Genomic DNA, 24722 nt, shown 5'->3' with positions numbered 1-24722 from the left:
GTGCGTCTGCCCGCCTCCACCTACCGCCTCCAGATCCGGTCGGCGTTCGACCTCGACGACGCCGCCCGCGTCGCCGACTACGTGCGCGCGCTCGGAGCGGACTGGCTGTACTTCTCGCCGCTGCTGAAGGCCGAGCCCGGCTCGGACCACGGCTACGACGTGGTGGACCACACCGAGGTCGATCCCGACCGCGGTGGCGCGGCCGGCCTGGCGAACGCCTCGGCCGCGGCGCGGGCGGAGGGCCTCGGCGTCCTCATCGACATCGTCCCCAACCACATGGGCGTCGCGACCCCGAGCGAGAACTCGTGGTGGTGGGACCTGCTGAGGAACGGGAAGTCCTCCCGCTACGCCACCGCCTTCGACATCGACTGGGAGGCGGGGGGCGGGAAGCTGCGCGTGCCGATCCTCGGCGACGGTGCGAGCGAGGGAGACAGCGACAGCGAGCTCGACGCGCTCGAGGTCGTCGGCGACGAGCTGCACTACTACGAGAACCGCCTGCCGATCGCGCCCGGCACCGCCGAGCCCGGCGACTCCGGCCGCACGGTGCACGAGCGCCAGAGCTACGAGCTCGTGAACTGGCGCCGCGCCGACGCCGAGCTGAACTACCGCCGCTTCTTCGCGGTGAACACCCTCGCCGCCATCACGGTCGAGCGGCCCGAGGTGTTCGACGCCTCGCACGCCGAGATCGTCCGCTGGTTCACCGAGGGGCTCGCTGACGGCCTTCGCGTCGACCACCCGGACGGCCTGGCCGACCCGGGCGGATACCTCGACGACCTGGCCCGCGCGATCGGCGGCGCCCCGGTCTGGGTCGAGAAGATCCTCGAGGGCGACGAGGAGCTCCCGCCGCACTGGGCGACCGTCGGCACCACGGGCTACGACGCCCTGGCCGACGTCGACCGCATCCTGGTCGACCCCGACGCCCGCCCCGTGCTGGAGGGCCTCGACGCCGAGCTCACGGGGAAGGGCGCCCCGCTGCAGTGGGCCGACCTCATCCACGACACCAAGCGCGGCATCGCCGACGGCATCCTCCGCTCCGAGGTCCTGCGGCTGGCCCGCCTGATCCCCGGCATCGAGGGAGCGGACGACGCGCTGGCGGAGCTCCTGGCGACCTACCCGGTCTACCGCAGCTACCTCCCCTACGGAGCGGAGCACCTCGAGCACGCCCGCGTCGACGCCGTGCGCCGCCGTCCCGAGATCCGCGCGACCATCGACGAGGTCGCCGCGGCGCTCGGCGAGACCGGCACGCCGGTGTCCGTGCGCTTCCAGCAGACCTCCGGCATGGTGATGGCGAAGGGCGTCGAGGACACGGCGTTCTACCGCTTCAGCCGCCTCACCTCGCTGAACGAGGTCGGAGCGGACCCGGACGAGTTCGCGATCGACCTGGTCGAGTTCCACCGCCGCCAGGCCGTGCGCCAGGCCTCGTTCCCCGCCTCGCTCACCACGCTCTCGACCCACGACACGAAGCGCGGCGAGGACACCCGTGCCCGCATCACCGCACTGGCCGAGGACCCGGAGGCGTGGGCGGCGACGCTCCGCGAGCTCCACGCCCTCGTCGGCTTCGGCGACGGCCCGATCGAGCACCTGCTCTGGGAGGCCGTCGTGGGGACCTGGCCCGCGAGCCGCGAGCGCCTGCACGCCTACGCCGAGAAGGCGTCGCGCGAGGCCGACGACTCGACGCACTGGACCGCTCCTGACGAGCAGTTCGAGAAGCGGATGCACGCGGCGATCGACGCGGCGTTCGACGAGCCCGCCGTCCGCCGGCTGGTCGAGCAGACCGTCGAGCGGGTGTCGGTCGCCGGCTGGTCGAACGGCCTCGCCGCGAAGCTCGTGCAGATCACCGCCCCGGGCATCCCGGACGTCTACCAGGGCAGCGAGCTCTGGGAGACCTCCCTCGTCGACCCGGACAACCGCCGCGAGGTCGACTTCGGGCAGCGTCGAGCGCTGCTGGAGCGGATCGACGGCGGCTGGAAGCCCGCGATCGACGCCGAGGGAGCCGCGAAGCTCCTCGTCACCTCACGCGCCCTCCGGCTCCGCCGCGACCGCCCCGAGCTGTTCACCCGCTACGCCGCCGTCCCCGCGATCGGGCCCGCCGCTGAGCACGCGATCGCTTTCGACCGCGGCGGCGCGCTGACCGTCGCGACCAGGCTCCCCGAGGGCCTCGCCGCTTCGGGCGGGTGGAACGGCACGGTCGTGGTCCTGCCCGGGCACCCGATGGAGGACGTCCTCACCGGCCGCACCTTCGCGGGAGGAGTGACTCCGGTCGCCGAGATCCTCGCCGACTACCCCGTGGCACTGCTCGCCCCGGTCTCCTGACCGGTTCCGCACCGCACCGCAGACCGATCCGACCCCTCCTGGAGACAGCAGTGATCAGCACGACTCCCTACCGCTACGCACTCCCGACGACCGGGCCCGAGCGGTTCGACGTCTGGGCCCCCGAGGCCTCGACGGTCGAGCTCCTCCTCGGCGACGACTCGTCGCTGACGATGACCCGCCACGGAGACGACGGATGGTGGCGGGCGCCCGCGTCGGCCCAGGCCACCGGCGAGGTCGACTACGGGTACCGGGTGGACGGCAGTGGTCCGCTGCCGGACCCCCGCTCGCGCCGCCAGCCGAAGGGCGTGCACGAGCTCTCGCGCACGTTCGACCCCTCGGCGCACGAGTGGGGCGACTCCGCCTGGACCGGGCGCGAGCTCGCCGGCGCCGTCATCTACGAGCTGCACCTCGGCACGTTCACACCCGAGGGCACCCTGGACGCCGCGGCGGAGCGCTTCGAGCACCTGCGCTCGATCGGCGTGGACTTCATCGAGCTGCTGCCGGTCAACGCGGTGAACGGAACGCACAACTGGGGCTACGACGGCGTCCTCTGGTACGCCGTGCACGAGCCGTACGGCGGACCCGAGGCGTACCAGCGCTTCGTGGACGCCGCCCACCGTGCCGGCCTCGGCGTGGTCCAGGACGTCGTCTACAACCACCTCGGCCCGAGCGGCAACTACCTGCCGGAGTTCGGCCCGTACCTCAAGAACGAGAAGGCCAACACCTGGGGCAGCTCGATCAACCTCGACGGCGAGGGTTCGGACACCGTCCGCGGGTACATCATCGACAACGCTCTGATGTGGCTGCGCGACTACCACGTCGACGCCCTGCGCCTGGACGCGGTGCACGCCCTCTCGGACGAGCGGGCCGTGCACGTGCTCGAGGAGATGGCGAGCGAGGTGGCCGTGCTGTCGGCCCACGTCGGGCGCCCTCTGACGCTGATCGCCGAGTCCGACCTCAACGACCCGACGCTGATCACTCCGCGGGAGGCGCACGGCTACGGGCTCGACGCGCAGTGGAGCGACGACTTCCACCACGCGGTCCACGTCGCGCTGACCGGGGAGACCACGGGCTACTACGAGGACTTCGCGCCGCTCGGCGCCCTCGCGAAGGTGCTGACCCGGGGCTTCTTCCACGACGGCACCCTCTCGACGTTCCGTGGCCGTCACCACGGCCGTCCGGTGGACACCGAGCACATGCCGACCTGGCGCCTGGTGGTCTGCAGCCAGAACCACGACCAGATCGGCAACCGGGCGGTCGGCGACCGTCTGACGGCGTCCCTCGACGAGGGCCGTCTCGCGATCGCCGCTGCTCTGACGCTGCTGGGCCCTTTCACTCCCATGCTGTTCATGGGCGAGGAGTGGGCGGCGTCGACCCCGTGGCAGTTCTTCACCTCGCACCCGGAGAAGGATCTGGGTGAGGCGACGGCGAAGGGCCGCATCGAGGAGTTCGCGAAGATGGGCTGGGACCCGGAGGTCGTGCCCGACCCGCAGGACCCGGAGACGTTCCTGCGCTCGCGGCTCGACTGGTCCGAGGTCGGGGAGGGGCGTCACGCCCGCACCCTCGAGGTGTACCGCGAGCTGGCGGTGATCCGCCGCCGCTACCCCGAGCTGACGGACCCGCGCTTCGGGTCGCTCCGCGTGGAGTTCGACGAGGAGGCCCGCTGGCTGACTCTCGGCCGCGGTCGGGTGACCGTGGCGATCAACGTCGGCGAGTCCGCCGCCCGCATCGCCCTGCCGGAGGTGGCGGAGACGCTGCTCGGCGTCGGGGAGTACGCGGTGCAGCCCGGGGACACCGAGGTGGATCTCGGCGGTTCCTCGCTGCTGGTGACGCTGAGCGCCTGAGCGCCTGAGCGCCTGAGGTCCGTGGCGGCCGGCTGTTCAGGTGGCCGGCCGCCGCTGTCCTGAACGGCCGCCTCGGGCCCGAGCGCTCAGAGCGTGACCGCGGCGTACTCCGTCGCGGTCACGACCCGCACTCCCTCGTCGTGGACGAGCAGGAGCGCGCGGAGGGGGATGGCCCGCTTGTGGCACGCCGCCGCCAGGTGACGGGCGAGGACCCGATCGGTCTCGCCGAGGAAGGCGCGCCCGGGACGTTCCAGGGCGAAGGCGAGCGAGCCCACGTCCTGGTGCGCCACGGCCTTGGCGAGGGTGGCGACGATCCGCTCGGTCTTCTCCTCGTCGGGGTGCACGGGGAGCCCGTCCACCGGGTAGAGGATCGGCAGCTGCACGCCGTCGCGGTCGAGGAAGATCGGCCACAGGGCCCGGCGGTAGGCCGGTCCGATCAGCGAGGAGACGCGCTCGCGCAGCTCGCGGTCGTTCAGGAGCGGCGCATCGAGGTGCGGAGCGGGAGCGGCGTGGTCGAGAGTGGTCATGGTGTCGCTTTCTCGTGGGGCGAGCGGGCAGTGCCGCTGAGGGGTCATCGGAAGTTGCGGGAGGTGGTGCGAGCGCCGACCGTGAGGGTCTCGAACCTGTCGGCGAGGAGGTTCGTCACCCCCTCGTCGGAGCGCTCGAGGATCCCCCTGACCAGCAGGGCGGGTGCCTCGCGGGCCACGCGGCGGTAGCGGTTCCATACTCCGACGGAGCAGATCACGTTGAGGATCCCGTGCTCGTCCTCGAGGTTGAGGAAGGTCACTCCACCGGCTGTGGAGGGACGTTGGCGGTGGATCACGACCCCGCCGACCTCGATCCGGGTCCCCGAGGGGATGGCGGGGAGATCGGCCGAGGAGCGGGCGCCGCGGCGAGCGAGTCCCTCGCGGAGGTGGCGCAGCGGATGGTCGTCGGGCGAGATGCCGGTGGCCCAGAAGTCGAAGACCACGCGCTCCTGAGGGGAGAGCATCGGCAGGAGCGGGGGCTGCACGACGACCGTGGAACCGGCGAGGAACTCCTCGCGGTCGCCTGCGGCGGTGCCGGCCTCCCAGAGCGCCTGCCGGCGCTGCAGACCGAGCGAGTCGAAGGCGCCCGCGGCACCGAGGGCCTCCAGCTGAGCCGCGGTCGTGCCGACCCGACGCGAGAGGTCGGCCATGCTCGCGTAGGGTCCGCCGCGCTCGCGCTCGGCGACGATGTGCTCGGCGAGCGAGGTGCCGATGCCCTTCACCCCGGCCAGCCCGAGCCTGATCACGAAGCCGCTGTCGCGCCTGTGGTCGTCCGTGTGGAAGTGCTCGGTGCGGTCGAACAGCCCCGTGGGCGGCTGATCGGCGCGGAGGCAGTCGTCGCTCCCGTAGGCGCCACCGCCCCTCCGGCGTGCGGGGGTGTCCTCCTTCGCCTCGAGCCCCGGAGGCGCCAGCGAGCGGTTGACGTCGGGCGAGACGACCTCCACTCCGTGACGCCGGGCATCGGCGACCAGGGTGTGCGGGGCGTAGAAGCCCATGGGCTGCGCCCGCAGCAGCGCGGCGGTGAACGCGGCGGGGTAGTGCAGGCGGAGCCAGGCGCTCGCGTAGACCAGCAGGGCGAAGCTGATCGCATGGCTCTCGGCGAAGCCGAAGTTCGCGAAGGCCTGGATCCGGAGGTAGATGTCGTCCGCGACCTCGCCCGTGATGCCGTTGCGGGCCATCCCCTGGTAGAGCCGCTCGCGGAGGGTCTCGATCTTCTCGGTCCCGCGCTTGGACCCCATCGCCCGGCGCAGCAGGTCGGCGTCCTCCGCGTTGCAGTCGCCGACGGCCACGGCCACCTGCATGAGCTGCTCCTGGAAGAGCGGCACGCCGAGGGTGCGCTTGAGCGGCGTCACGAGGAGGGGGTGCTGGTACGTCACCGGCTCCTCGCCGAGCTTGCGGCGGATGTAGGGGTGGACCGCACCGCCCTGGATGGGGCCGGGGCGGATGAGCGCGACCTCGATCACCAGATCGTAGAAGCGGCGCGGCTGCAGCCGGGGGAGGGTGCCCATCTGCGCCCTGCTCTCGACCTGGAACACCCCGATCGAATCGGCGCGGCAGAGCTGGTCGTAGACGCCCTTCTCCTCCCGGGGGAGGGTGGAGATGTCCCACTTCTCACCGACGTGCTCGGCGACGAGGTCGAACGTGTACTGCAGGGCGGCGAGCATCCCGAGCCCGAGGAGGTCGAACTTGACCAGGCCCATCCAGGCGCAGTCGTCCTTGTCCCACTGCAGGACGGTGCGGTCCTCCATCCGGGCGGGCTCGATCGGGCAGACCTCGCCCACGGGCCGGTCGGTCAGCACCATGCCGCCGGAGTGGATGCCCAGGTGCCGGGGCGTGCCCAGCACCCGGGTGGTCAGGGCGACCACGTCCTCGGGGATGTCGTGGTCGGTGCTCTCGGTGACGGAACCCCACCGCTCGACCTGCTTCGACCAGCCGTCCTGCTGCCCGGCGCTGTATCCGAGGGCCTTGGCCATGTCGCGCACGGCGAACTTGGGCCGGTAGGTGATGACGTTGGCGACCTGGGCCGCGTTCAGACGTCCGTACTTCCGGTAGACGTACTGGATCACCTCCTCGCGCCGCTCCGAGTCGAAGTCGACGTCGATGTCGGGCTCCTCGTCGCGGATGCTGGAGAGGAACCGCTCGAACGGCAGGTCGTAGAAGATCGAGTCGACCGCCGTGATGCCCAGGACGTAGCAGACCGCCGAGTTGGCGGCCGAGCCGCGTCCCTGGCAGAGGATGCCGTTCCGCTTGGCGTAGTGGACGATGTCGTGGACGATCAGGAAGTAGCCCGGGAAGTCCTTCTGCTCGATCACCGCGAGCTCCTTCTCGAGGCGCGCGAGGACGTCGGCGTCGGCGCGGGGGTACTTGGCCGGCACGGCCTCGCGCACGAGCTCGCGCAGCCAGCTCATCGAGGTGTGCCCCTCGGGGACCTCCTGGCGCGGCAGCCGGGGCCGGACTCGGCCGAGCTCGAAGGCGATCTCGTCGGCGACGCGCACCGTGTTCTCCACGGAGCCGGGGTAGCGGCCGAAGCGCTCGGCCATCTCGGCGCCGGAGCGCAGGTGGGCGCCGCCCGCTGCGGGGAGCCAGCCGTCCATCTCGTCGAGGCTCCGGCGTGCTCTGACCGCGGCGAGGGCCGTCTGGAGGGGGCGCTCCTCCGGCCGGGCGTAGTGCACGTTCCCGGTGGCGACCGTCCGCAGCCGGAGCTTCTCGGCGATCGCCGCCAGCTGGTCGTTGGCGCGCGAGGCGAGGGGATCCCCGTGGTCGTACAGCTCCACGAGGACGTTGGCGGGACCGAAGAGCCGGACGAGCTCGCGGACCTCCTGCTCGGCCGCGGCCACTCCTGCGGCGGCGAGCGCTTGACGGACCGCTCCCTTGCGGCAGCCCGTCAGCACGATCCAGTGGCCGTCGGCGGCGCGCGCGAGCTCCTCGAGGTCGTAGCTCGGCTTGCCCTTCTCGGCTCCGGCGAGCTGGGCGGTGGTGATCGAACGGGCGAGGCGGTGGTAGCCCTCCTCGCGGCGCGCGAGGACGAGCAGGTGGGTCCCCTCCGGATCGGCGACCCCGTTCTGAGGCGAGGTGAGCCCGATGGAGAGCTCGGCTCCGAAGGCCGTGCGGACGGCGTGCCCCTGCGCGGCCTCGGCCATCCTCACGATGCCGTAGAGGCCGTCGTGGTCGGTGAGCGCGAGGGTGTCGATGCCGAGCCGGACCGCCTCCTCGACCAGCTGCTCCGGCTTGCTCGCCCCGTCGAGGAAGCTGAAGTGGGAGTGGGCGTGCAGCTCGGCGTAGGGCACCGGATGAGCCGGCGGCCGGACGTCGTCCCCTGCCACGTAGGCGGGGCGCTTGTGCGACCAGGCCGGACTGTCGCCGCCGTCGCCCTGGACGACCGTGCCGTCGGCGCGCTTGCCGCTGGAGAGGCGGCGCTCGAACTCCGACCAGAGGATCGGCGGGTTGTTCCAGCCCATCGGGGCTCCTTCGGTGCTCGTTCGCGGTGGTGGAGGGATGCTCCGGTTCAGTCGTAGCGGGCCTCTGCGGCCCAGACCCCGTCGAGGCAGAGCAGCAGCCAGGCGACACCGGCGGCGTCGACCACCTGGAAGCGGTCGTAGCGGACGGCGGTGCTCGGATCCCACCAGCGCTCGTCGATCGGCCAGGGACCCGCCCATCCGGCGAGGGGCTCCAGGCGTGCCTGAGAGGTCCCGGGGGTGAAGTAGGCGGGCACGGAGCTGAGGGCGCCGCGCTCGTCGACGGCGACGGGTTCGCCCCTCGGTCCGCGGACCAGCACGGCCGCGGGCTCCGCGAAGACCGTCGGCGGGAGGGGCGGCGGCAGGGAGCCGGGCCAGGGCAGGGTCCTCGGCCGTGCGTCGCCCGGCTCCCGGTCGCCCCAGGGGATCAGGTGCTGGCGGTCGCGGAGGGATCGACCCCCTCCGATCGACGCGGTCATCACGGCCTCGTGCCCGAGCATGCTCTGCACGCGGCTCAGCCCGTGGTGGACGCGCTCCTCCGGAGCGGTGCCCCAGAGACCCTGCTCGTGGTTGCCGATCGCGTCGACCGCCTCGGGCTCGACGCACAGCCGCGAGATCGGAGCTCCGAGACCGGTGTCGATCTCCCCGCTGCCCTGCAGCTGCCAGCGGACCCGGTCGAGCACGTCGCCCGGGGTGAACCATCTCGGGTGCAGCCAGCTCCGGGAGGAGACCTCACCGCGCTCGCTGACGACCTCGATGCGGATGGCGGTCGCGACCAGCTGTGCGCGGGTGAGCCCGGCGACGAACTCCTCCGCGGGGACGCGGAAGGCGAAGGCGGCCTGGTCGATGCGGTCCAGAGGGGGCTCGAACTCCATCGCCCGGTCGAGACGCTCCGGGGGGAGCCGGGGCACCACCGTCTCCGACTCTGCACCGGCGGCGAGGAGGTGCGCGTGGGCGCCCTCCGGTCCGAACCGGGCGGCGACGTCCTCGCGAGGGAGGGCGGCGAAGGCGCCGAGGGTGCGGACGCCGAGTCTGCGCAGGAGCGCCACCAGGTCGTCCCCCCGGCGGGGAGCACGGGCAGGGGCTGCGACGGACTCGGTCTCGAGGGCGTCGAGCGGGAGAGGAGCGAGGAAGCCTGCCGCTGCTCCTGGGGGCACGACGGCGACGGGGCGGCCGGAGTGCTTCGCGGCGAGCTCGGAGGCGAAGAGCCCGTCGGCGATCCCGATGCGGGCGTCGGGGAGACCCAGCTCGGCCAGCCGCTGCAGGATCGCCTCGGCCGCGCTCTGCTCGCTCCCGTAGTAGCGGCGCGGACCGCGGGCGCGGATCGCGCACAGACCGGGCCGGATCAGCTGGACGCCCGGGGTGATCTCCTCGAGCGCCTGGATGAGCGGCTCGAACGCCCGGTGGTCGAGCACCGGGTCGTACGGGAGGACGGCGAGACCCGTGCAACGGGACTGCGCCTCGCGCACGCGCATGCCCCGCCGGACCCCCTCCGCCCGGGCAGCGGGGGAGGAGGCGAAGACCAGGCTCTTCTCCGTGAGGGCCAGGGGGTGCTCGTCGCCGAGGCCGGCGTCGGCGGCGGCCGCGAGGAGGGGCCAGTCGGGGCACCAGACGAGGATCGTCCGCCGCAGCTCGGGTGCGCTCGCCATCTCAGACCGCCCGCTCGTGCAGGCGGCCGTGCTCGACCCGGGAGCCGAAGGCGCTCTCGACGCCGGGCATGCTCATCCGCACCGTGCGCACCCGGGTGCCGGCCCGGCCGACCACATCGACCATCGCCTCCCGGGAGCGCAGGTAGCCGTGGCCGTCGCCGAGCCCCTCCCAGCGGCTGCTGCGGATGCTGAGCCGCGCCTCGGCCTGGGGCCACTCGCCGAGGACCACGAGCGCGGCACCCCGCTGGCGCAGTCGTGCTCCCAGACGCGAGACGTCGGCCGAGGAGACGGAGGCGGGCGGACGGGTGAGCACGACGGTCAGCACATCGACCAGAGCGGCGGTGACGGTGAGCCAGTGCTCGGCCGGTGCGGGCACGAGCACCAGGCGCTCGAGGTCGATCCCCATGCCGGCCGCGGCCTCGGCCCCGAACTCCGGTACGCCCACCACGCCGCACCACGAGCCCTCGGCGGACGGGCCGGCGAGCAGCCCCATCGCCAGACTCATCGAGCCCTCCACCGAGTAGGCGGCACCCTGCTTGAGCGAGCCGCCCGGGAGCACGGAGGAGAAGGCCGGCAGGGTGGCGAGGCTCCTGGTCTCGAGAGTGGTCGCCTGCATGTCCCGGATGCGGGACTGCAGCTCCTTCACCGACGCGAGCTGCCGCAGAAGGGGCTCTGCGGCCTCGGCCGTCTCCGCGGAGACGAGGGGTGAAGGGGGGCTCATCTGCCCATGTTCGAACATGTGTTCGAGTATGTCAATCGCCACCGACATCCACCGGCGAGCCGCTCGGACCCCTCCGTGACTGCCGGGCAAGGGGCACCGTGAAGGAGGTTCCAGACTTCCCGGGCAGTCTCGCATCCGCCTCCGACATCCCCGTCCGGGGGCGTTCTCCACCGGGTCTCGGCGAGGAAGGGCCTCCTGCCGCCCCTCTACCATGGGAGCCATGTCCGACGCCCTGCCCGACCCCGCCGACTCCGACGCCACCGCCCCGGCCGCGCCGCGCAGAAGGACCCTCGTGGTCAAGATGGGGTCCAGCTCGGTCACCAAGCAGTCGGGTCCGGATCCCGTTCTCCTGGCCAGCGCGCTCGAGAGCGCCTTCGCCGCCCGCGCGCTGGGCTGGGACGTCGTGCTGGTCTCCTCCGGCGCCGTCTCCTCGGGCCGGGCGCTCTTCGCCCGCTCGCAGGAGGAGCCGATCAGCGCCCGCCTGGCGGCAGCGGTGGGCCAGACCGTCCTGATGGGCTTCTACCGCTCGGTGGCCGAGCTCTCGGGCGCCCTGGTCGCGCAGATCCTCATCGGCGAGTCCGACCTCGCCTCTCCCCGGCAGATGGCACACGTCGCCGAGGCGATCCGCCACGCCCTCGACGCCGGAGTCGTGCCCGTGGTCAACGGCAACGACACGATCGACTCCGCCGGCTCGGACAACGACGGCGTCGCCGGCGGATTGGCGATGCTCCTCGGCGCGGACCTGCTGCTGCTGCTCACCGACGTCCCCGGCGTCTTCGCCGGCAGCATCGCCGAGGGCGTGCACCTCGAGGAGCTGGGCATCTCGGAGCTGCGCCGCATCGGCGTGCAGAAGGGCGGTACCGGCCGAGGGGGCATCCGCTCCAAGCTGCGGGCCGCCGAGCTCGCCGCGCACAACGGCGTCTCGACCAGGATCGCCGGGGCGCGCACCCCCGAGGTCATCCTGGGCGCCCTGGGAGGGCCGGGCCCGGGCACCCTCGTCCGCGCCGTGCACGCGCATCCGCCCGTGGAGCAGCGCTGGATCTCCGGAGTGGCCACCGGCCGCGGCCGCGTCGAGATCAACCTCGAGGCCGAGCGGAGCATCGGAGCCGGCTCGAGCCTGTTCGCCTCGGGCATCAAGCGCGTCTCCGGCGAGTTCGGCGGCGGCGAGGTGATCGAGGTGCGCGCCCTCAGCGGAGAGCTCCTCGCGCGCGGCGTCTCCCGCGTCTCCTCGCGTCTGCTGATCCTGGTCCGCGCACTCCGGGTCGACGAGATCGCTCGCGTCTTCGTGGCGGTCCTCGGGCATGCCGCCACGACGGCACCGTCGGCGAGTCCGGAGGGGGAGGAGAGGCCGCAGCTGACCCGCGCTCTGGAGTACGCGCGCACTCTCTCCTCCGAGCACGCGCGGGCCGTCGCGATGGAGATCGTCTCCCTCTTCCCCGCCGAGAGCATCTCGGCCCTGCTGGGGCAGGGCGCGGGGGAGGGCGAGCTCGTCGAGCGCTACACCCGCCTCGTCCGCACCCTCGCCATCGTGGAGAACGAGAACCTGGCCGTCTTCCGCTCCTGACCGCCGGTGGCGCGCCACGTGTCAGTGCATTTCGCGCCTTCGCGTCATGATCGCCGTTCTCCGGTGTCTTCCTGGTGATGGCGCCGCTCCTGGGCGCCCCCGACGGAACGGATCATCGATGAGCGTCCCCACTTCCACAGCCGGCCACTTCCGCGAGTCCGACATCACGCCCGAGAGCTTCGAGATCGAGCGGCTCGAGCGGCGGCTCGCCCTGCTCGAGGCCTCGATCGCCCAGGGGGAGCGGGCACTGCTGGGCCGGGTCGACCCGAGCACCGGAGATCCCCTCCCAGGCGCCTGCGGGGGGCACCGAGCCCAGCTGGTCAGCAACCTGATGACGGAGCGGGCCCTCGCCGACCGCATCCGGGAGATGCTCGCCGCTCGGAGCTGACGGGGTGCGTACGGCACCATGGGGCCATGGTCACTATCACCGTCGCCGGTCTCGCCCAGCACTTCCACCCCGCCGAGCGGGGAACCGTCCGCCTCGAGATCCGGCGCGAGTCGCGATCCCGACCCCAGGCGCTCGCCGAGGTCACCGCCCTGCACGCGCGGGTCCGTGAGGAGGCGGCCGCCGAGCAGGCGTCCGGCGCCGCCACCTGGTGGTCCTCCGATCAGATCTCGGTCTCCTCGATCCGCCGGTACATCAAGGACTCGGACGTCACGCAGCTGTTCCATGTCGCGGCCGCCGGGGTCCGGGTGAAGTACCGGGACTTCGCGGCTCTCGGCCGCTGGGTCGGCTCGATCTCGGAGGTGCCGGGGATCCAGATCTCGGGGGTCGACTGGGACGTGACTGCGGCGCGACGGGCGGGCATCGAGCGCGAGGTCCGCACCGCTGCCGTCCGCGACGCGCGCGAGCGGGCCGAGGCCTATGCGGCGGCTCTCGGCCTGACCGAGGTGCGGGTGCTGACCCTCTTCGAGCCGGGACTGCGGCCGCACACGCGCATCGAGGGCGGCTCGGCGATGATGAGCCGCGCCAAGGCGTTCTCCTCTCCTGAGGAGCCGTTGGCCCTCAAGCCGGAGGACATCGAGGTCACCGCCTCGGTCTCCGCCGACTTCGAGGCGCACTGACGCGGAGACGCGACAGGGCGACCGGTTCCGCTGCGGACGGAGAGCGCCTGCCTGCACCTGCGACCCGCTGATCGTCTGCATGGCGACCCCGAGAGTCGCCCCGAGGCGACCGACCATCGGCTCCACGACGACCCCTCTCCGCCCCGATCAGCGGGCATGCGACCACCATACGTGTATTGAGGACTCCTCGGGAGCGCTGTCGCGGTTCGGCGACCGCCGTGCACACCCTCCGGGAATAGCGGGGGACCCCCGGGCGCTGAGGCAGGCATGGTCTCGCGCATCGGCTTCCTCTCCTTCGGCCACTACCAGTCCGTCCCCGGGTCTCAGACCCGCTCTGCTCGCGACGTCCTCCTCCAGACGATCGAGCTCGCGGAGGCGGCGGAGGAGATCGGCATCGACGGCGCCTACGTCCGCGTGCACCACTTCGCGCCGCAGCTCGCCTCGCCGTTCCCGCTGCTGGCGGCGATCGCCGCGCGCACCCGCCGCATCGAGATCGGCACCGGGGTCATCGACATGCGCTACGAGAACCCGCTCTACATGGCGGAGGAGGCGGCCGCCACCGACCTGATCTCCGACGGCCGGCTCGAGCTCGGGGTCAGCCGGGGATCGCCCGAGACGGCCCTGCGCGGGTCCGAGGCGTTCGGCTTCGTCCCCCCGGAGGGGATGACCGACGCCGACCTCGCCCGGCAGAAGGTGCGGATCCTCCGGGAAGCGCTCGCCGGGGCGCCGGTCGCGCAGTCCGATCCTGCGATGACGCGCCAGTCGCTCCCGCTCTCGATCGAGCCGCGCTCGCCCGGCCTCGAGGACCGGATCTGGTGGGGTGCCGGCAGCTTCGCGACCGCGCGCTGGGCGGCCGAGCAGGGCATGAACCTGCAGTCGTCGACCCTGCTCCTGGAGGAGGAGGGCGTGCCCTTCGACGAGCTGCAGGCCCGCCAGATCCGCGAGTACCGCGCCGCGTGGAGCGAGGCGGGCTGGGAGCGCACCCCGCGCGTCTCCGTGTCGCGCAGCGTCCTTCCGATCACGACCGATCTCGACCGGCTGTACTTCGGCGGCCGCGGCGAGCAGGACCAGGTCGCCCCCCTCGAGGGCGTCCGCGCCCGATTCGGCCGCAGCTACACGGGCGAGCCGGACGCCGTCGCCGCCGAGCTCGCTGCGGACGCCGCCGTGCAGGAGGCGGACACGCTGCTGCTCACCGTTCCCAACCAGCTCGGGGTCGAGTACAACGCGCGGCTCCTGCGCACTGTCGTGGAATCGATCGCTCCGGCTCTCGGCTGGTCGCCGGCGACAGCAGGCGTCTGACGCCGAGGCACGGTCTGTGCAGGAGGGCCCTGCGGTGCAGGAGCGCCCGTGCGGTGCAGGAGCGCCCGTTTACTGCAGGAGACGCCCCGCCTCTTCGGGAAAGAGCGGGGCGTCTGCTCTCTCCGCCCGCCGCATCCCTCCCACCGGCACGAGGAGGGAGGTGCCGGAAACGACGGAACCCCCCGCCTCTCCGAAGAGAGACGAGGGGTTCCGATCAATGTGTCCGAGGGGGGACTTGAACCCCCACGCCCTATACGGGCACTAGCACCTCAAGCTAGCGCGTCTGCCATTTCCGCCACCCGGACGAGTGTTTCCTTCGACCTGCGTTTCCGCGGCCGAAGAAGACATTAGCACGGTTCCGGAGCCTCTCGCGCCACCTCCCGGCCCACCGGCCTCCGCGCGCCGTCGAGCCCGCGCCGGTACCGTTGCCCGCATGTCCGACAGCATCGACAGCGCGCCCGTGACCGACAGCACCCTCGACGAGACGGCGCTCATCGCGCGCGATCTCATCCGCTTCGACACCAGCAACTACGGCGACGGGAAGGCGGAGCCGGAGCGCCCGGCCGCGGAGTACGTCGCGGCGAAGCTGCGCGACCTCGGCCTCGAGCCCGAGCTGATCGACTCCGACCCGGGGCGCACGAGCGTCGTGGCGCGGGTCGCGGGGGAGGACCGCGAGCGCGGCGCCCTCGTCGTCCACGGGCACCTCGACGTGGTGCCCGCCATCGCCGACAACTGGAGCGTCGACCCGTTCGGCGGCGAGATCAAGGACGGCATGCTCTGGGGTCGCGGCGCGGTCGACATGAAGAACATGGACGCGATGATCCTCGCCTCGCTCGGCGACATCCTCCGCGAGGGGAGGCGCCCCTCCCGCGACCTCGTCATCGCCTTCTTCGCCGACGAGGAGGCGGGCGGCGTGCGGGGATCGGGATTCCTGGCCCGTGAGCGGCCCGAGCTGTTCGCCGGAGCGACCGAGGCGATCAGCGAGGTCGGCGGCTACTCGATCGAGCTGGCCGGCAAGCGCGCCTACCTCGTGCAGACGGGCGAGAAGGCGCTGATGTGGCTGACCCTCCGCGCGCACGGCACGGCGGGGCACGGCTCGCAGATCAACTCCGAGAACGCCGTCACCCGGCTGGCGCAGGCGATCGCCCGCATCGGCAGCGAGGAGTGGCCCACGCGCCTCACCGACACCACGCGCGAGCTGCTCGACGAGGTCGCCCGCCTGCTCGGCCACGACCCCCAGCGCAGCACTCCGGAGGAGCTGGCGCTCGCCACCGGCACCGCCTCGCGCTTCATCGCCGCGACGCTGCGCACCACCGCCAATCCGTCGATGCTGTCGGCCGGCTACAAGGCCAACGTCATCCCGGACACCGCGGAGGCCACCATCGACGTGCGCGTCCTCCCCGGCGAGGAGGATTCCGTGCTCGAGACGCTGAAGGTCCTCGCGGGCGAGCACGTCGAGATCCTCGTCCAGCACCGCGACATCGGACTCGAGGTGCCCTTCGCCGGCCCCCTCGTCGAGAGCATGGCCGCCTCGATCCGCCGGTTCGATCCGGGCGCCGAGGTCCTCCCGTACCTGCTCTCCGGAGGCACCGACAACAAGGCGCTCTCGACGCTCGGCATCACCGGATACGGGTTCGCGCCGCTCCAGCTGCCGTCGACCCTGGACTTCCCGGCGCTGTTCCACGGGGTCGACGAGTGCGTTCCACTGGACGCACTAGTGTTTGGCAGGAAGGTCCTGACCGATCTCCTGCTGAGCTCCTGACGGCGCCGCGGACCGGGTCAGCACCGACCGATCCCGACCGACTGCTGGCCGACGACGCCCCAGCCCTCCTCGAAAGTGACGCATGGGCCTGCTCGACGCACTGATCCTGGGACTCGTCCAGGGTCTGACCGAATTCCTCCCCATCTCCTCCAGCGCCCACCTCCGGATTGTCAGCGAGCTGCTGCCCGGTCTCGGCGGCCGCGACACCGGAGCCGCGTTCACCGCGATCACGCAGCTGGGCACCGAGACCGCCGTCATCATCTACTTCTGGCGCGACATCGTGCGGATCGTGTCGCACTGGGCTCGCTCCCTCGTCGGCCGGATCACGCGCTCGGACCCGGACGCCCGCATGGGCTGGCTCATCATCCTGGGCAGCCTTCCGATCATCGTCCTCGGCCTCGTCTTCCAGGACGCGATCGAGACGACCCTCCGCTCCCTGTGGGTGGTGGCCACCACCCTCATCCTCTTCGGCATCCTGCTCGGCATCGCCGACGCGGTCGGCGCGAAGAAGCGACGCCTGCGCGACCTGGGCGTCCGCGACGGCCTGATCTTCGGAGGCGCGCAGGCGCTCGCCCTGATCCCCGGCGTCTCCCGCTCGGGAGGCACCATCACCGCCGGCCTCTTCCTCGGGTACGAGCGCAAGGCGGCGGCGCGCTACTCCTTCCTCCTCGCGATCCCCGCGGTGTTCGGCAGCGGTCTCTACCAGCTGTACAAGAGCATCAGCGACCCGGTCGTGCTCCCGAACCAGGTCCAGGTCGGCGGGCTCGAGACCCTCGTGGCGACCATCGTCGCGTTCGTGGTCGGCTTCGTCGTGATCGCGTTCTTCATGAGCTACATCTCCCGCCGCAGCTTCCTCCCGTTCGTCGTGTACCGCATCGTCCTCGGCGTCGTCCTCATGGTCGCGCTCGCTACCGGCCTGATCGCCGCCTAGATGCGCGCCTGGACCGCCGCCGACGTCCCCGCCCTGCCCGGCCGGGGGAGCGCACCGCGCCTGCACGACACCGCGACCGCCGGCCCCGTCGAGCTCGACGCGCCCAGCGGAGTCGCGAGCCTCTACGTCTGCGGCATCACGCCCTACGACGCCACCCACCTCGGGCACGCGTCGACCTACCTCGCCTTCGACACGGTCCAGCGCGTCTGGCTCGACGCGGGCTACACGGTCGAGTACGCCCAGAACGTGACCGACGTCGACGACCCGCTGCTCGAGCGTGCGACGGCCACCGGTGTCGACTGGCGCGACCTCGCCGAGGAGCAGGTCGAGCTGTTCCGCGGCGACATGGCCGCCCTGCGCGTCCTGCCTCCGCAGCACTACGTCGGAGTCACCGAGACTGTGGATCCCATCGCGGAGGCGGTCGCCCGCCTGGAGCGCGACGGCGTCGCCTACCGCGTCGCTGCTCCGGACGCGGCGGAGGAGGGCGCGAGCGACCTCTACTACGACATCGCCGCGGCCGAGAGCGCCGTCTGGCACCTGGGCAGCGAGAGCCGGCTCGACGCGGAGTCGATGGCCCGCTTCTCGGCGCTGCGCGGGGGCGACCCGGAGCGCGCCGGCAAGCGCGACCCCCTCGATCCGCTGCTCTGGCGGGCCGAGCGCGCCGGCGAGCCCGCCTGGGACGCCGAGGTCGGCCGCGGCCGTCCGGGCTGGCACATCGAGTGCTCGGTGATCGCCCTCGACCGGCTCGGACCCGAGTTCACCCTGCAGGGCGGCGGGAGCGACCTGGTCTTCCCGCACCACGAGTTCAGCGCCGGCCACGCCGCTTCGCTGTCCGGCCGTCCTCTGGCCCGCGCCTACGCGCACGCCGGGATGGTCGCCTACCAGGGCGAGAAGATGAGCAAGTCGCTCGGGAACCTGGTGCTGGTCTCACGTCTGCGGAGCGAGGGCGCGGACCCGCGGGCGATCCGCCTCGCGCTCCTCGCGCACCACTACCGCTCCGACTGGGAGTGGCTGCCCGAGGACCTGCCGTCGGCCGAGGCGCGCCTGGCGCGCTGGGAGGCGGCCCTCGCCGCCGTGGGACCGCGCTCGGCGCTCGAGGTGCTGGCGCAGCTGCGCGAGGCGCTGGCCGACGACCTCGGCACTCCGGCCGCCCTCGCCGTCGTCGACGCCGCACTGACCGAGGGCGTGGACGACCCGTCGCTCCTGCGCGACGCGGTCGACGCCCTGCTCGGGGTGCGCCCGGCCTGACCCCCTTAAGGCTCGAGTCCCGTCCGGCTCGAGTCCCGTACGGCTCGAGTCCCGTCAGGGGCGAGTCCCGTCAGGGCGGCCCGGAGTGTCATCGGTCGGGAACAGTCCAGTGATCGACGACCGTCTCGGACGAGCGGGCGCCGGCGGAGGCTACGGCCGCCAGGGCTCCTCGCCGGAGCGGCCGTCGCCGCGGCGGCGCAGGTAGCGCTCGAACTCCTGGGCGATCGCCTCGCCGCTCGCCTCGGGCGAGTCGACGGTGTCGCGCGCCTGCTCGAGCTGGGCGATGTAGGACGCCATCTCCTCGTCCTCGGCGGCGAGGGCGTCGATGCCGCGCTCCCACTCCTCCGCCTCCTCGACGAGGTCGCCGCGGGGGATCGCCAGGCCGACGACCTCCTCGAGCTTCTCGAGCAGCGCCAGCATCGCCTTGGGCGAGGGCGCGTTGTGCACGTAGTGCGGGACGGAGGCCCAGATCGAGACGGCGGGGATGCCGACCTTCTGCGCGGCCTCGCCGATCACGCTGAGGATGCCGACCGGCCCCTCGTAGCTGGAGCGCTCGAGCTCGAAGGAGCTCCGCAGCTCCGCGTTCTCGCTCGAGGCGAAGATCGAGATCGGCCGGGTGTGCGGGACGTCGGCGAGCATCGCGCCGAGGAAGACGACGGCGGAGATGTCGATCGCGAGCATGGCGTCGACGACCTCGGCGGCGAAGCTCTTCCAGCTGCGCGAGGGCTCGGTGCCGATCATGAGGTACAGCGCGCTCTCGGCGTCGACCGAGGTGTCGGCCGGGCCGAAGATCTGGGTGCCGGGCCAGGCGAGGCTGCGGCGGCCGTCCTCGCCGATCGAGAGCATGGGGCGGGTGTACTGGAAGTCGTAGTACTGCTCGGCGTCGACGGCGAAGAGGGGCACGTACTCCCCGGCGTCCTTGACCAGCCGCAGCGCGCCGCTGGCGGCGTCCCCGGCGTCGTTCCAGCCCTCGAAGGCCACGACCAGGACGTTCCCCGTGATCACGTTCATAGGCAGGATCTCCGCGTTCGGCTCGATGTGCGGGGAGCGCACACCGCGCCTGTCCCTCCGTCCAGGATAGGACCGCCCCCGGCCCCGCCCGTCCCGTCCGGCGGGATCGGCCGCGCTGTTCGCTCTCGGCCCGCGGCCGGGGAGGGGCGCGGCCCTGCCGGTACCATGGTCGCTCGTGACTCCCGAGACCTCCGCCCGGCCGCTGTCCTCCGAGCCGCTCGGAGGAGCGTCCGCCCCCGCCGCCGTCCTCTGGGACATGGACGGGACGCTCGTCGACACCGAGCCGTACTGGATGGCGTCGGAGCACGCGCTCGTCTCCTCCTTCGGCGGAGTGTGGACCCACGAGGACGCGATGGGACTCGTCGGCTCGGGCCTGCCCGCCGCCGCCCGCATCCTGCAGGGCAAGGGCGTCGACCTCTCCGTCGACGCGATCATCGACCGGATGACCGACGAGGTCGTCGACCAGCTGGCCGTGAGCATCCCGTGGCGACCGGGCGCGCTCGAGCTGCTGCGCGCGGTGTCCGAGGCGGGAGTGCCGCAGGCGCTGGTCACGATGTCGATCTCGCGGATGGCCGCGGCCGTCGTGGACCGGATCCCGTTCCCCGCCTTCGCCGCCGTCGTCAGCGGCGACATGGTCGAGCGCAGCAAGCCTCACCCCGAGGCGTACCTCCTCGCCGCGAGCACCCTTGGTGTCGACATCGCCGCCTGCGTCGCGATCGAGGACTCCCTCACGGGCCTCGGCGCGGCCGTCGCCTCCGGAGCCGCGTCGATCGGCGTCCCGCACCAGCTGGAGCTCGACCCCGCCGGCCCCTACGCCCTCTGGCCCACTCTCGCGGGCCGCACCGTCGCGGACCTCGCGACGGTGTCCTCCGAGCACCGCGGCTCCGGCCCGGCCACGACCGAGACGGAGGCCCGCCGATGACCGGTGAGGCACTGCAGCATTCCGGACCCTTCCGCGCGGGGGACCGCGTCCAGCTGACGGGACCCAAGGGGCGGATGAACACCATCACGCTCGTTCCCGGCAAGGTGTTCCACACGCACCGGGGCGGCATCGAGCACGACACGGTGATCGGGCTGCCCGACGGCTCGGTGGTGACCAACACCGTCGGCGTCGAGCACCTCGCGCTGCGCCCTCTCCTCGCCGACTTCGTGATGTCGATGCCCCGCGGCGCGGCGATCGTGTACCCGAAGGACGCGGCCCAGATCCTCGCCCTCGCCGACGTCTTCCCCGGCGCCCGCGTGGTCGAGGCCGGTGTCGGCTCCGGCGCGCTCTCGCTCTGGCTGCTGCGGGCGGTCGGTCCGACCGGCCGGCTGTCGTCGTTCGAGCGGCGCGAGGAGTTCGCGGATGTCGCACGGGCGAACATCGAGACCTTCCTCGGCTACACGCCCGACAACTGGAGCGTCACCGTCGGCGACCTCGTCGAGGCGCTGCCCGGCACGGTCCCGTCCGGCGAGGCCGACCGCGTCGTGCTCGACATGCTCGCGCCCTGGGAGTGCCTCGACGTCGCCGCCGACGCTCTCACGCCCGGCGGAGTACTCCTCTGCTACGTGGCCACCGTCACGCAGCTCTCGCGGACGGCGGAGGCGATCCGCGCCTCGGGCCAGTTCACGAACCCGTCGTCGAACGAGACCATGGTCCGCGGCTGGCACGTCGAGGGCCTCGCGGTCCGGCCGGACCACCGGATGATCGGCCACACCGGCTTCCTCATCACCGCTCGCCGGCTCGCTCCGGACACCGTGCTCCCCGAGCTCAAGCGTCGCCCGTCGAAGACGGACTTCAGCGACGAGGACGTGGAGGCCTGGACCCCCGGCGCGCTCGGCGAGCGCGCCGTGAGCCCAAAGAGCCTCCGCAAGCGGGTCCGCGAGTCCGCCACCAGCGCCGAGCTCTCCCGGGCCCGCGGGTTCGGCGAGGAGACCGCGGAGCCCGACGACGAGGGCATCCTCTAAGCTGTTCCCGGCCTCCGGGCCGTCTCCACCTCGGGCGTCACCGCTCCCCTTCTCTCGAATCGAGGACCCGTGCGCAGGACCACCGCGCTCATCGCCGGCATCGGCATCGTCGCCGCTCTCACCGGATGCACCGCGTCCTCCTCGCAGGCGGACTGCGACGCTCCGTTCTCCTCCGGCGACTCCTCGGCGGCGGTCAGCGCCACGGGCGACTTCGGAGCGAAGCCGGACGTCAGCGTCCCGACGCCGCTGAAGGCGGACGGCACGCAGGTCAGCACCCTCATCGAGGGCTCGGGCGCACCGCTCGAGAAGGGCCAGCTCGTCACCATCGACTACACCCTGGTCAACGGCGCGGACGGCACGGTCCTCGAGACCTCGCCCTACGACGGGTCGAGCACCGCCCGCTTCGGCGTCGGCGGAGCCGGGCTCGTCGGCCTGAACGAGGGCCTCCTCTGCACGCAGGTCGGCTCGCGCGTCGCCATCGCGATCGCCCCCGAGGACGGCTTCGGCCAGTCCTCGTCGCAGCTCGGCATCTCGGAGGACGACACGCTCGTGCTCGTCGCGGACGTCCGCGAGGCCTCGCTGGCCCGCGCGAACGGCGCCGCCCAGCCCGCGCCCGACGGCTTCCCGACGGTGACGCTCGGCGACGACGGACGCCCGGGGCTCGCGAAGCCCTCCGGTGACGCGCCGACCGACCTCCGCATCGCCCAGCTCAAGAAGGGCGACGGCGACGTCGTCGCCGAGGGCGACCAGGTCGTCGTGGCCTACACAGGCTGGCAGTGGAGCGACGGGAAGGTGTTCGACTCCAGCTGGGAGAAGGGCGCTCCCGCCGTCTTCACGGCCGCCGACGGCTCGACCACCCAGGGCGGAGTCATCGCCGGATTCGCCGACGCCCTCATCGGCCAGCCCGTCGGATCCCAGGTCATCGCGGTCATCCCGCCGGACCAGGGCTACGGCGACCAGGGCTCCCCTCAGGGCGGGATCCCCGGCGGCGCGACGCTGATCTTCGTCGCCGACATCCTCGGAAAGGTCTGACCGGGCCCGGCCCTAGACTGGAGGGCGTGCCTTCCGACGCCCCGTCCTCGAGCCGCGTCCCGGCCGAGGAGCGTCTGTTCAACCTCGTGCTCGCGCTCGTCGCGGCAGAGAACGGACTGACGAAGGCCGACGTCCTCTCCACGGTGCAGGGCTACCGGCAGCGGGTGGGCCGGGGCGACCGGACCTCGCTCGAGCGCCAGTTCGAGCGCGACAAGGACGACCTGCGCGAGCTGGGCATCCCGATCGAGACGGTCGACGCCCCGGGCGACCCGGGCAACACCCAGACCGTCCGGTACCGCATCGCGAAGCGCAGCTACGACCTCCCGGCCGACCTGACCTTCGACCCGGAGGAGCTCGCGCTGCTCCGCCTGGCCGGGGCGGTCTGGCGCGAGGGGACGCTCTCGGCGGAGTCGCGGCGCGCGCTGATCAAGCTGCGCTCGATCGGGGTCGAGTCCGTCGACCCCGTCATCGGCATCAGCCCCTCGATCCGGGTCCGCGAGGCCTCGTTCGAGCCGCTCAACGCTGCGCTCGACCGCGGCCAGGTCGTCCGCTTCCCCTATCTGAAGCCCGGCGGCGAGGAGCCGCGCGTGCGCACCGTGCAGCCCCGCGCCCTGGTGAACCACCAGGGGCGCTGGCACCTCCACGGCTGGGACGAGGGCGCCGAGGGCACGCGGACCTTCCTCCTGTCGCGGATCGTCGGGCCGGTCGCGTCCACCGGCCGCACCGCGCCTCTCGTGGAGGGGGACCACGCGGCGACCGCTCTCGCCCAGCTCGACGAGATCCTGCAGCGCAACAGCGCGCTCCTGCGCGTCGCCCCCGACTCCGACGCCGCCCTCCGTCTCGGCGGGCGTGCCGAGGCCGAGGGCGAGGGCCAGGGCCTGCTGCGCCTGCACTACACCGACCCGGACGTGCTCGCGGACGAGCTCGCCGGTCACGGTCCCGAGGTGCGGGTGCTCGAGCCGGAGGAGCTCCGCCGCCGCGTCCTCGACCGCCTCCGCCGCACCCTGGACGACCATGGAGGGGATCCCCGTGGCTAGACCCCGCTCCCTGCAGGCGCGCGACCGCCTGGCCGTCCTCCTCTCCCTCGTTCCCTACCTGCTCGACCGGGGCCGCGTCTCCGTCGCCGAGGTCGCCGCGCACTTCGAGATCCCGGAGGAGGAGGTGCGCCGCGCGGTGCGCCTCATCGCCGTCTCGGGCATCCCCGGCGAGACCGCGCAGTACCAGGCGAACGACCTCTTCGACATCGGCTGGGACGACTTCGAGGAGAACGACCACGTCGTCCTCACCCACCAGGTCGCGATCGACGACTCGCCGAGGTTCTCGGCGCGGGAGGCCGCCGCCCTCATCGCCGGCATGCAGTACCTCGCAGCGCTGCCCGAGAACCAGGGCAACGACCGGATCGCCTCGCTGATGGGGAAGCTCGCACGCGGCGCCTCCTCGGCCCCGAGCGCGGTCGCGGTCTCGCGCGGCACGGGCGCGGACAGCGCTGTGGCGCTCCTGCGGACAGCGATGGGCTCGGCGACGCAGGTCGCTTTCGACTACCGCAGCGCCCGCGGCGAGACCGAGTCCCGGCTCGTCGACCCCTTCGTGCTCGAATCGGTCGATCGGGACTGGTACCTGCGCGGATGGGACCACCTCCGCGAGGGCGTCAGGACGTTCCGGGTCGACAGGATGCGCTCCCTCCGCGACACGGGGACGCCGATCGTCCGGCGCCGCAACGAGGTGACCCTCTCGGAACGGCTCTTCGAGGCCTCCGCCTCCGATCTCGTCGTGGACCTGCGCGTCGCCCCCAGCGCCGTCGTGCTGCTGGGCGACTACGCGGCCGACGCCGAGTTCCCCGATCCCGTGCCGGGGGAGGAGGACCACGGTGTCCTCGTCCGTCTCCGCGTCGCCCATCTGGAGGGATTGACGCGCCTGGTGGCGTCGTTGGCGGGTCTCGTCACCGTGGTGGCACCCCCCGAGGCGCGCACCGCGGTCGCGCTCTGGGCGGCCTCCGCGCTCGCCGCGAACGAGGGGGAGCCGTCGTGACCTGGTGGTCGTGGATCCTGATCTGGCTCGGCCTCGCGCTGGGCGCTCTGGCGATGCTGGTCCTCTTCGCCCTCTCCTACTGGCGCAAGGGGAAGGTGCTCCTCGGACAGCTGTCCGAGGTCACCGCGAAACTCGAGACACTGAGTCCTGGAATGACGGACGACCTGCCGCCCCGGCCGTCCTCGTCGCTGTTCGCCGATCGCGACGACGTGAGGCGTGCGCACGAGGGCCGGCGTGACGCACGTCGCGACAGGATCGATCTCCGCCGGTCAGAACGGGTCGAACAGGGTAAGCTCCTCGTACACCGCAACCGACAAGTGAAGTGA

Annotated in this window: 20 protein-coding genes and 1 tRNA gene; 15 read left to right on the top strand and 6 right to left on the bottom strand. The window is 72.5% G+C overall.

The annotated features are described in order from the left end of the window. Both treY and treZ read left to right on the top strand, forming a co-directional pair. Positions 1-2313, top strand: a complete 2313-nt coding sequence (treY, locus tag C5C46_RS00425; protein ID WP_104225273.1) for a malto-oligosyltrehalose synthase — start codon at positions 1-3, stop codon at positions 2311-2313. 50 nt (positions 2314-2363) lie between these two features. Then, positions 2364-4157, top strand: a complete 1794-nt coding sequence (gene treZ, locus C5C46_RS00420) for a malto-oligosyltrehalose trehalohydrolase (RefSeq protein ID WP_258059237.1) — start codon at positions 2364-2366, stop codon at positions 4155-4157. Positions 4158-4243: 86 nt separating this feature from the next. Here treZ and C5C46_RS00415 read toward each other — a convergent pair whose 3' ends face one another. Genes C5C46_RS00415 through C5C46_RS00400 form a run of 4 tightly spaced genes read right to left on the bottom strand, consistent with a single transcriptional unit; the run spans position 4244 to position 10509 of the window. Continuing rightward, positions 4244-4684: a hypothetical protein gene (locus tag C5C46_RS00415; protein WP_104221992.1), complete on the bottom strand. Its 441-nt coding sequence runs from the start codon at positions 4682-4684 to the stop codon at positions 4244-4246. Positions 4685-4728: 44 nt separating this feature from the next. Continuing rightward, positions 4729-8142 (bottom strand): error-prone DNA polymerase, encoded by a 3414-nt coding sequence (locus C5C46_RS00410; protein ID WP_104225272.1) that lies wholly within the window; start codon positions 8140-8142, stop codon positions 4729-4731. A 47-nt stretch (positions 8143-8189) separates the two neighbouring features. Next, complete coding sequence (locus C5C46_RS00405) at positions 8190-9788, bottom strand: DNA polymerase Y family protein (protein WP_104225271.1); 1599 nt, start codon at positions 9786-9788, stop codon at positions 8190-8192. A 1-nt stretch (position 9789) separates the two neighbouring features. Continuing rightward, a complete protein-coding gene (locus tag C5C46_RS00400) occupies positions 9790-10509 on the bottom strand; it encodes a hypothetical protein (RefSeq protein ID WP_104225270.1) in 720 nt (239 codons plus the stop codon). A 220-nt stretch (positions 10510-10729) separates the two neighbouring features. Here C5C46_RS00400 and proB point away from each other — a divergent pair, with 220 nt between their 5' ends. From proB to C5C46_RS00380, 4 genes are all read left to right on the top strand, one after another. Further along, positions 10730-12073 carry a glutamate 5-kinase gene (gene proB / locus C5C46_RS00395; protein ID WP_181136469.1) on the top strand — a complete coding sequence of 448 codons (1344 nt, stop codon included), beginning with the start codon at positions 10730-10732 and terminating at the stop codon, positions 12071-12073. A gap of 118 nt (positions 12074-12191) precedes the next feature. Then, the gene (locus tag C5C46_RS00390; RefSeq protein ID WP_104225268.1) at positions 12192-12461 is read left to right on the top strand and encodes a hypothetical protein; all 270 of its coding nucleotides are present in this window, start codon (positions 12192-12194) and stop codon (positions 12459-12461) included. Between the two features lie 26 nt (positions 12462-12487). Next, positions 12488-13138 (top strand): SIMPL domain-containing protein, encoded by a 651-nt coding sequence (locus C5C46_RS00385; protein ID WP_104225267.1) that lies wholly within the window; start codon positions 12488-12490, stop codon positions 13136-13138. Positions 13139-13405: 267 nt separating this feature from the next. Continuing rightward, a complete protein-coding gene (locus C5C46_RS00380) occupies positions 13406-14437 on the top strand; it encodes an LLM class flavin-dependent oxidoreductase (protein ID WP_104225266.1) in 1032 nt (343 codons plus the stop codon). Positions 14438-14657: 220 nt separating this feature from the next. Here the strand turns inward: C5C46_RS00380 and C5C46_RS00375 are convergent. Beyond that, positions 14658-14742, bottom strand: a tRNA-Leu gene (locus C5C46_RS00375). Positions 14743-14870: 128 nt separating this feature from the next. On the opposite strand from C5C46_RS00375, the gene C5C46_RS00370 reads away from it, so the two are divergent. The 3 genes from C5C46_RS00370 (at position 14871) to mshC (ending at position 18378) form a co-directional block, all read left to right on the top strand. After that, on the top strand, positions 14871-16199 hold the full coding sequence (locus C5C46_RS00370) for a M20/M25/M40 family metallo-hydrolase (protein ID WP_181136468.1): 1329 nt from the start codon (positions 14871-14873) through the stop codon (positions 16197-16199). An 82-nt stretch (positions 16200-16281) separates the two neighbouring features. Beyond that, positions 16282-17130, top strand: coding sequence for an undecaprenyl-diphosphate phosphatase (locus tag C5C46_RS00365; RefSeq protein ID WP_104225265.1), 849 nt, complete (start codon positions 16282-16284; stop codon positions 17128-17130). Further along, positions 17131-18378, top strand: coding sequence for a cysteine--1-D-myo-inosityl 2-amino-2-deoxy-alpha-D-glucopyranoside ligase (mshC, locus tag C5C46_RS00360; RefSeq protein WP_104225264.1), 1248 nt, complete (start codon positions 17131-17133; stop codon positions 18376-18378). A gap of 150 nt (positions 18379-18528) precedes the next feature. Here the strand turns inward: mshC and C5C46_RS00355 are convergent, their stop codons facing one another. Then, positions 18529-19389 carry a proteasome assembly chaperone family protein gene (locus C5C46_RS00355; RefSeq protein ID WP_104222142.1) on the bottom strand — a complete coding sequence of 287 codons (861 nt, stop codon included), beginning with the start codon at positions 19387-19389 and terminating at the stop codon, positions 18529-18531. Positions 19390-19564: 175 nt separating this feature from the next. Between C5C46_RS00355 and C5C46_RS00350 the strand changes: the two genes are divergently transcribed. The 6 genes from C5C46_RS00350 (at position 19565) to C5C46_RS00325 (ending at position 24722) form a co-directional block, all read left to right on the top strand. Then, positions 19565-20311 carry an HAD family phosphatase gene (locus C5C46_RS00350; protein ID WP_258059236.1) on the top strand — a complete coding sequence of 249 codons (747 nt, stop codon included), beginning with the start codon at positions 19565-19567 and terminating at the stop codon, positions 20309-20311. Then, positions 20308-21336 (top strand): tRNA (adenine-N1)-methyltransferase, encoded by a 1029-nt coding sequence (locus C5C46_RS00345; RefSeq protein WP_104225263.1) that lies wholly within the window; start codon positions 20308-20310, stop codon positions 21334-21336. The genes C5C46_RS00350 and C5C46_RS00345 overlap by 4 nt, the downstream gene beginning before the upstream one ends. A 69-nt stretch (positions 21337-21405) precedes the next feature. Then, the gene (locus C5C46_RS00340) at positions 21406-22368 is read left to right on the top strand and encodes an FKBP-type peptidyl-prolyl cis-trans isomerase (protein WP_104222014.1); all 963 of its coding nucleotides are present in this window, start codon (positions 21406-21408) and stop codon (positions 22366-22368) included. Positions 22369-22394: 26 nt separating this feature from the next. Beyond that, positions 22395-23405 carry a YafY family protein gene (locus C5C46_RS00335; protein ID WP_104222016.1) on the top strand — a complete coding sequence of 337 codons (1011 nt, stop codon included), beginning with the start codon at positions 22395-22397 and terminating at the stop codon, positions 23403-23405. After that, entirely contained in the window at positions 23398-24396 is a 999-nt protein-coding gene (locus C5C46_RS00330) for a YafY family protein (RefSeq protein WP_258059235.1), read from the top strand. The genes C5C46_RS00335 and C5C46_RS00330 overlap by 8 nt, the downstream gene beginning before the upstream one ends. Continuing rightward, positions 24393-24722, top strand: coding sequence for a hypothetical protein (locus C5C46_RS00325; RefSeq protein WP_104222020.1), 330 nt, complete (start codon positions 24393-24395; stop codon positions 24720-24722). Before C5C46_RS00330 ends, C5C46_RS00325 begins: the two co-directional genes overlap by 4 nt.

Source organism: Rathayibacter sp. AY1E6 (genome assembly GCF_002931115.1).
Classification (GTDB): domain Bacteria; phylum Actinomycetota; class Actinomycetes; order Actinomycetales; family Microbacteriaceae; genus Rathayibacter.
The sequence above is the reverse complement of the archived record's forward strand: the minus strand, read 5'-3'. Positions and strand labels throughout refer to the sequence as shown.

Excerpts from the sequence above, each read along its gene's own strand:
- C5C46_RS00415 (WP_104221992.1), bottom strand. The coding sequence starts at position 4,684 with ATGACCACTCTCGACCACGCCGCTCCCGCTCCGCACCTCGATGCGCCG.
- C5C46_RS00410 (WP_104225272.1), bottom strand. The coding sequence starts at position 8,142 with ATGGGCTGGAACAACCCGCCGATCCTCTGGTCGGAGTTCGAGCGCCGC.
- C5C46_RS00405 (WP_104225271.1), bottom strand. The coding sequence starts at position 9,788 with ATGGCGAGCGCACCCGAGCTGCGGCGGACGATCCTCGTCTGGTGCCCC.
- C5C46_RS00400 (WP_104225270.1), bottom strand. The coding sequence starts at position 10,509 with ATGAGCCCCCCTTCACCCCTCGTCTCCGCGGAGACGGCCGAGGCCGCA.
- proB (WP_181136469.1), top strand. The coding sequence starts at position 10,730 with ATGTCCGACGCCCTGCCCGACCCCGCCGACTCCGACGCCACCGCCCCG.
- C5C46_RS00390 (WP_104225268.1), top strand. The coding sequence starts at position 12,192 with ATGAGCGTCCCCACTTCCACAGCCGGCCACTTCCGCGAGTCCGACATC.
- C5C46_RS00385 (WP_104225267.1), top strand. The coding sequence starts at position 12,488 with ATGGTCACTATCACCGTCGCCGGTCTCGCCCAGCACTTCCACCCCGCC.
- C5C46_RS00380 (WP_104225266.1), top strand. The coding sequence starts at position 13,406 with ATGGTCTCGCGCATCGGCTTCCTCTCCTTCGGCCACTACCAGTCCGTC.
- C5C46_RS00370 (WP_181136468.1), top strand. The coding sequence starts at position 14,871 with ATGTCCGACAGCATCGACAGCGCGCCCGTGACCGACAGCACCCTCGAC.
- C5C46_RS00365 (WP_104225265.1), top strand. The coding sequence starts at position 16,282 with ATGGGCCTGCTCGACGCACTGATCCTGGGACTCGTCCAGGGTCTGACC.
- mshC (WP_104225264.1), top strand. The coding sequence starts at position 17,131 with ATGCGCGCCTGGACCGCCGCCGACGTCCCCGCCCTGCCCGGCCGGGGG.
- C5C46_RS00355 (WP_104222142.1), bottom strand. The coding sequence starts at position 19,389 with ATGAACGTGATCACGGGGAACGTCCTGGTCGTGGCCTTCGAGGGCTGG.
- C5C46_RS00345 (WP_104225263.1), top strand. The coding sequence starts at position 20,308 with ATGACCGGTGAGGCACTGCAGCATTCCGGACCCTTCCGCGCGGGGGAC.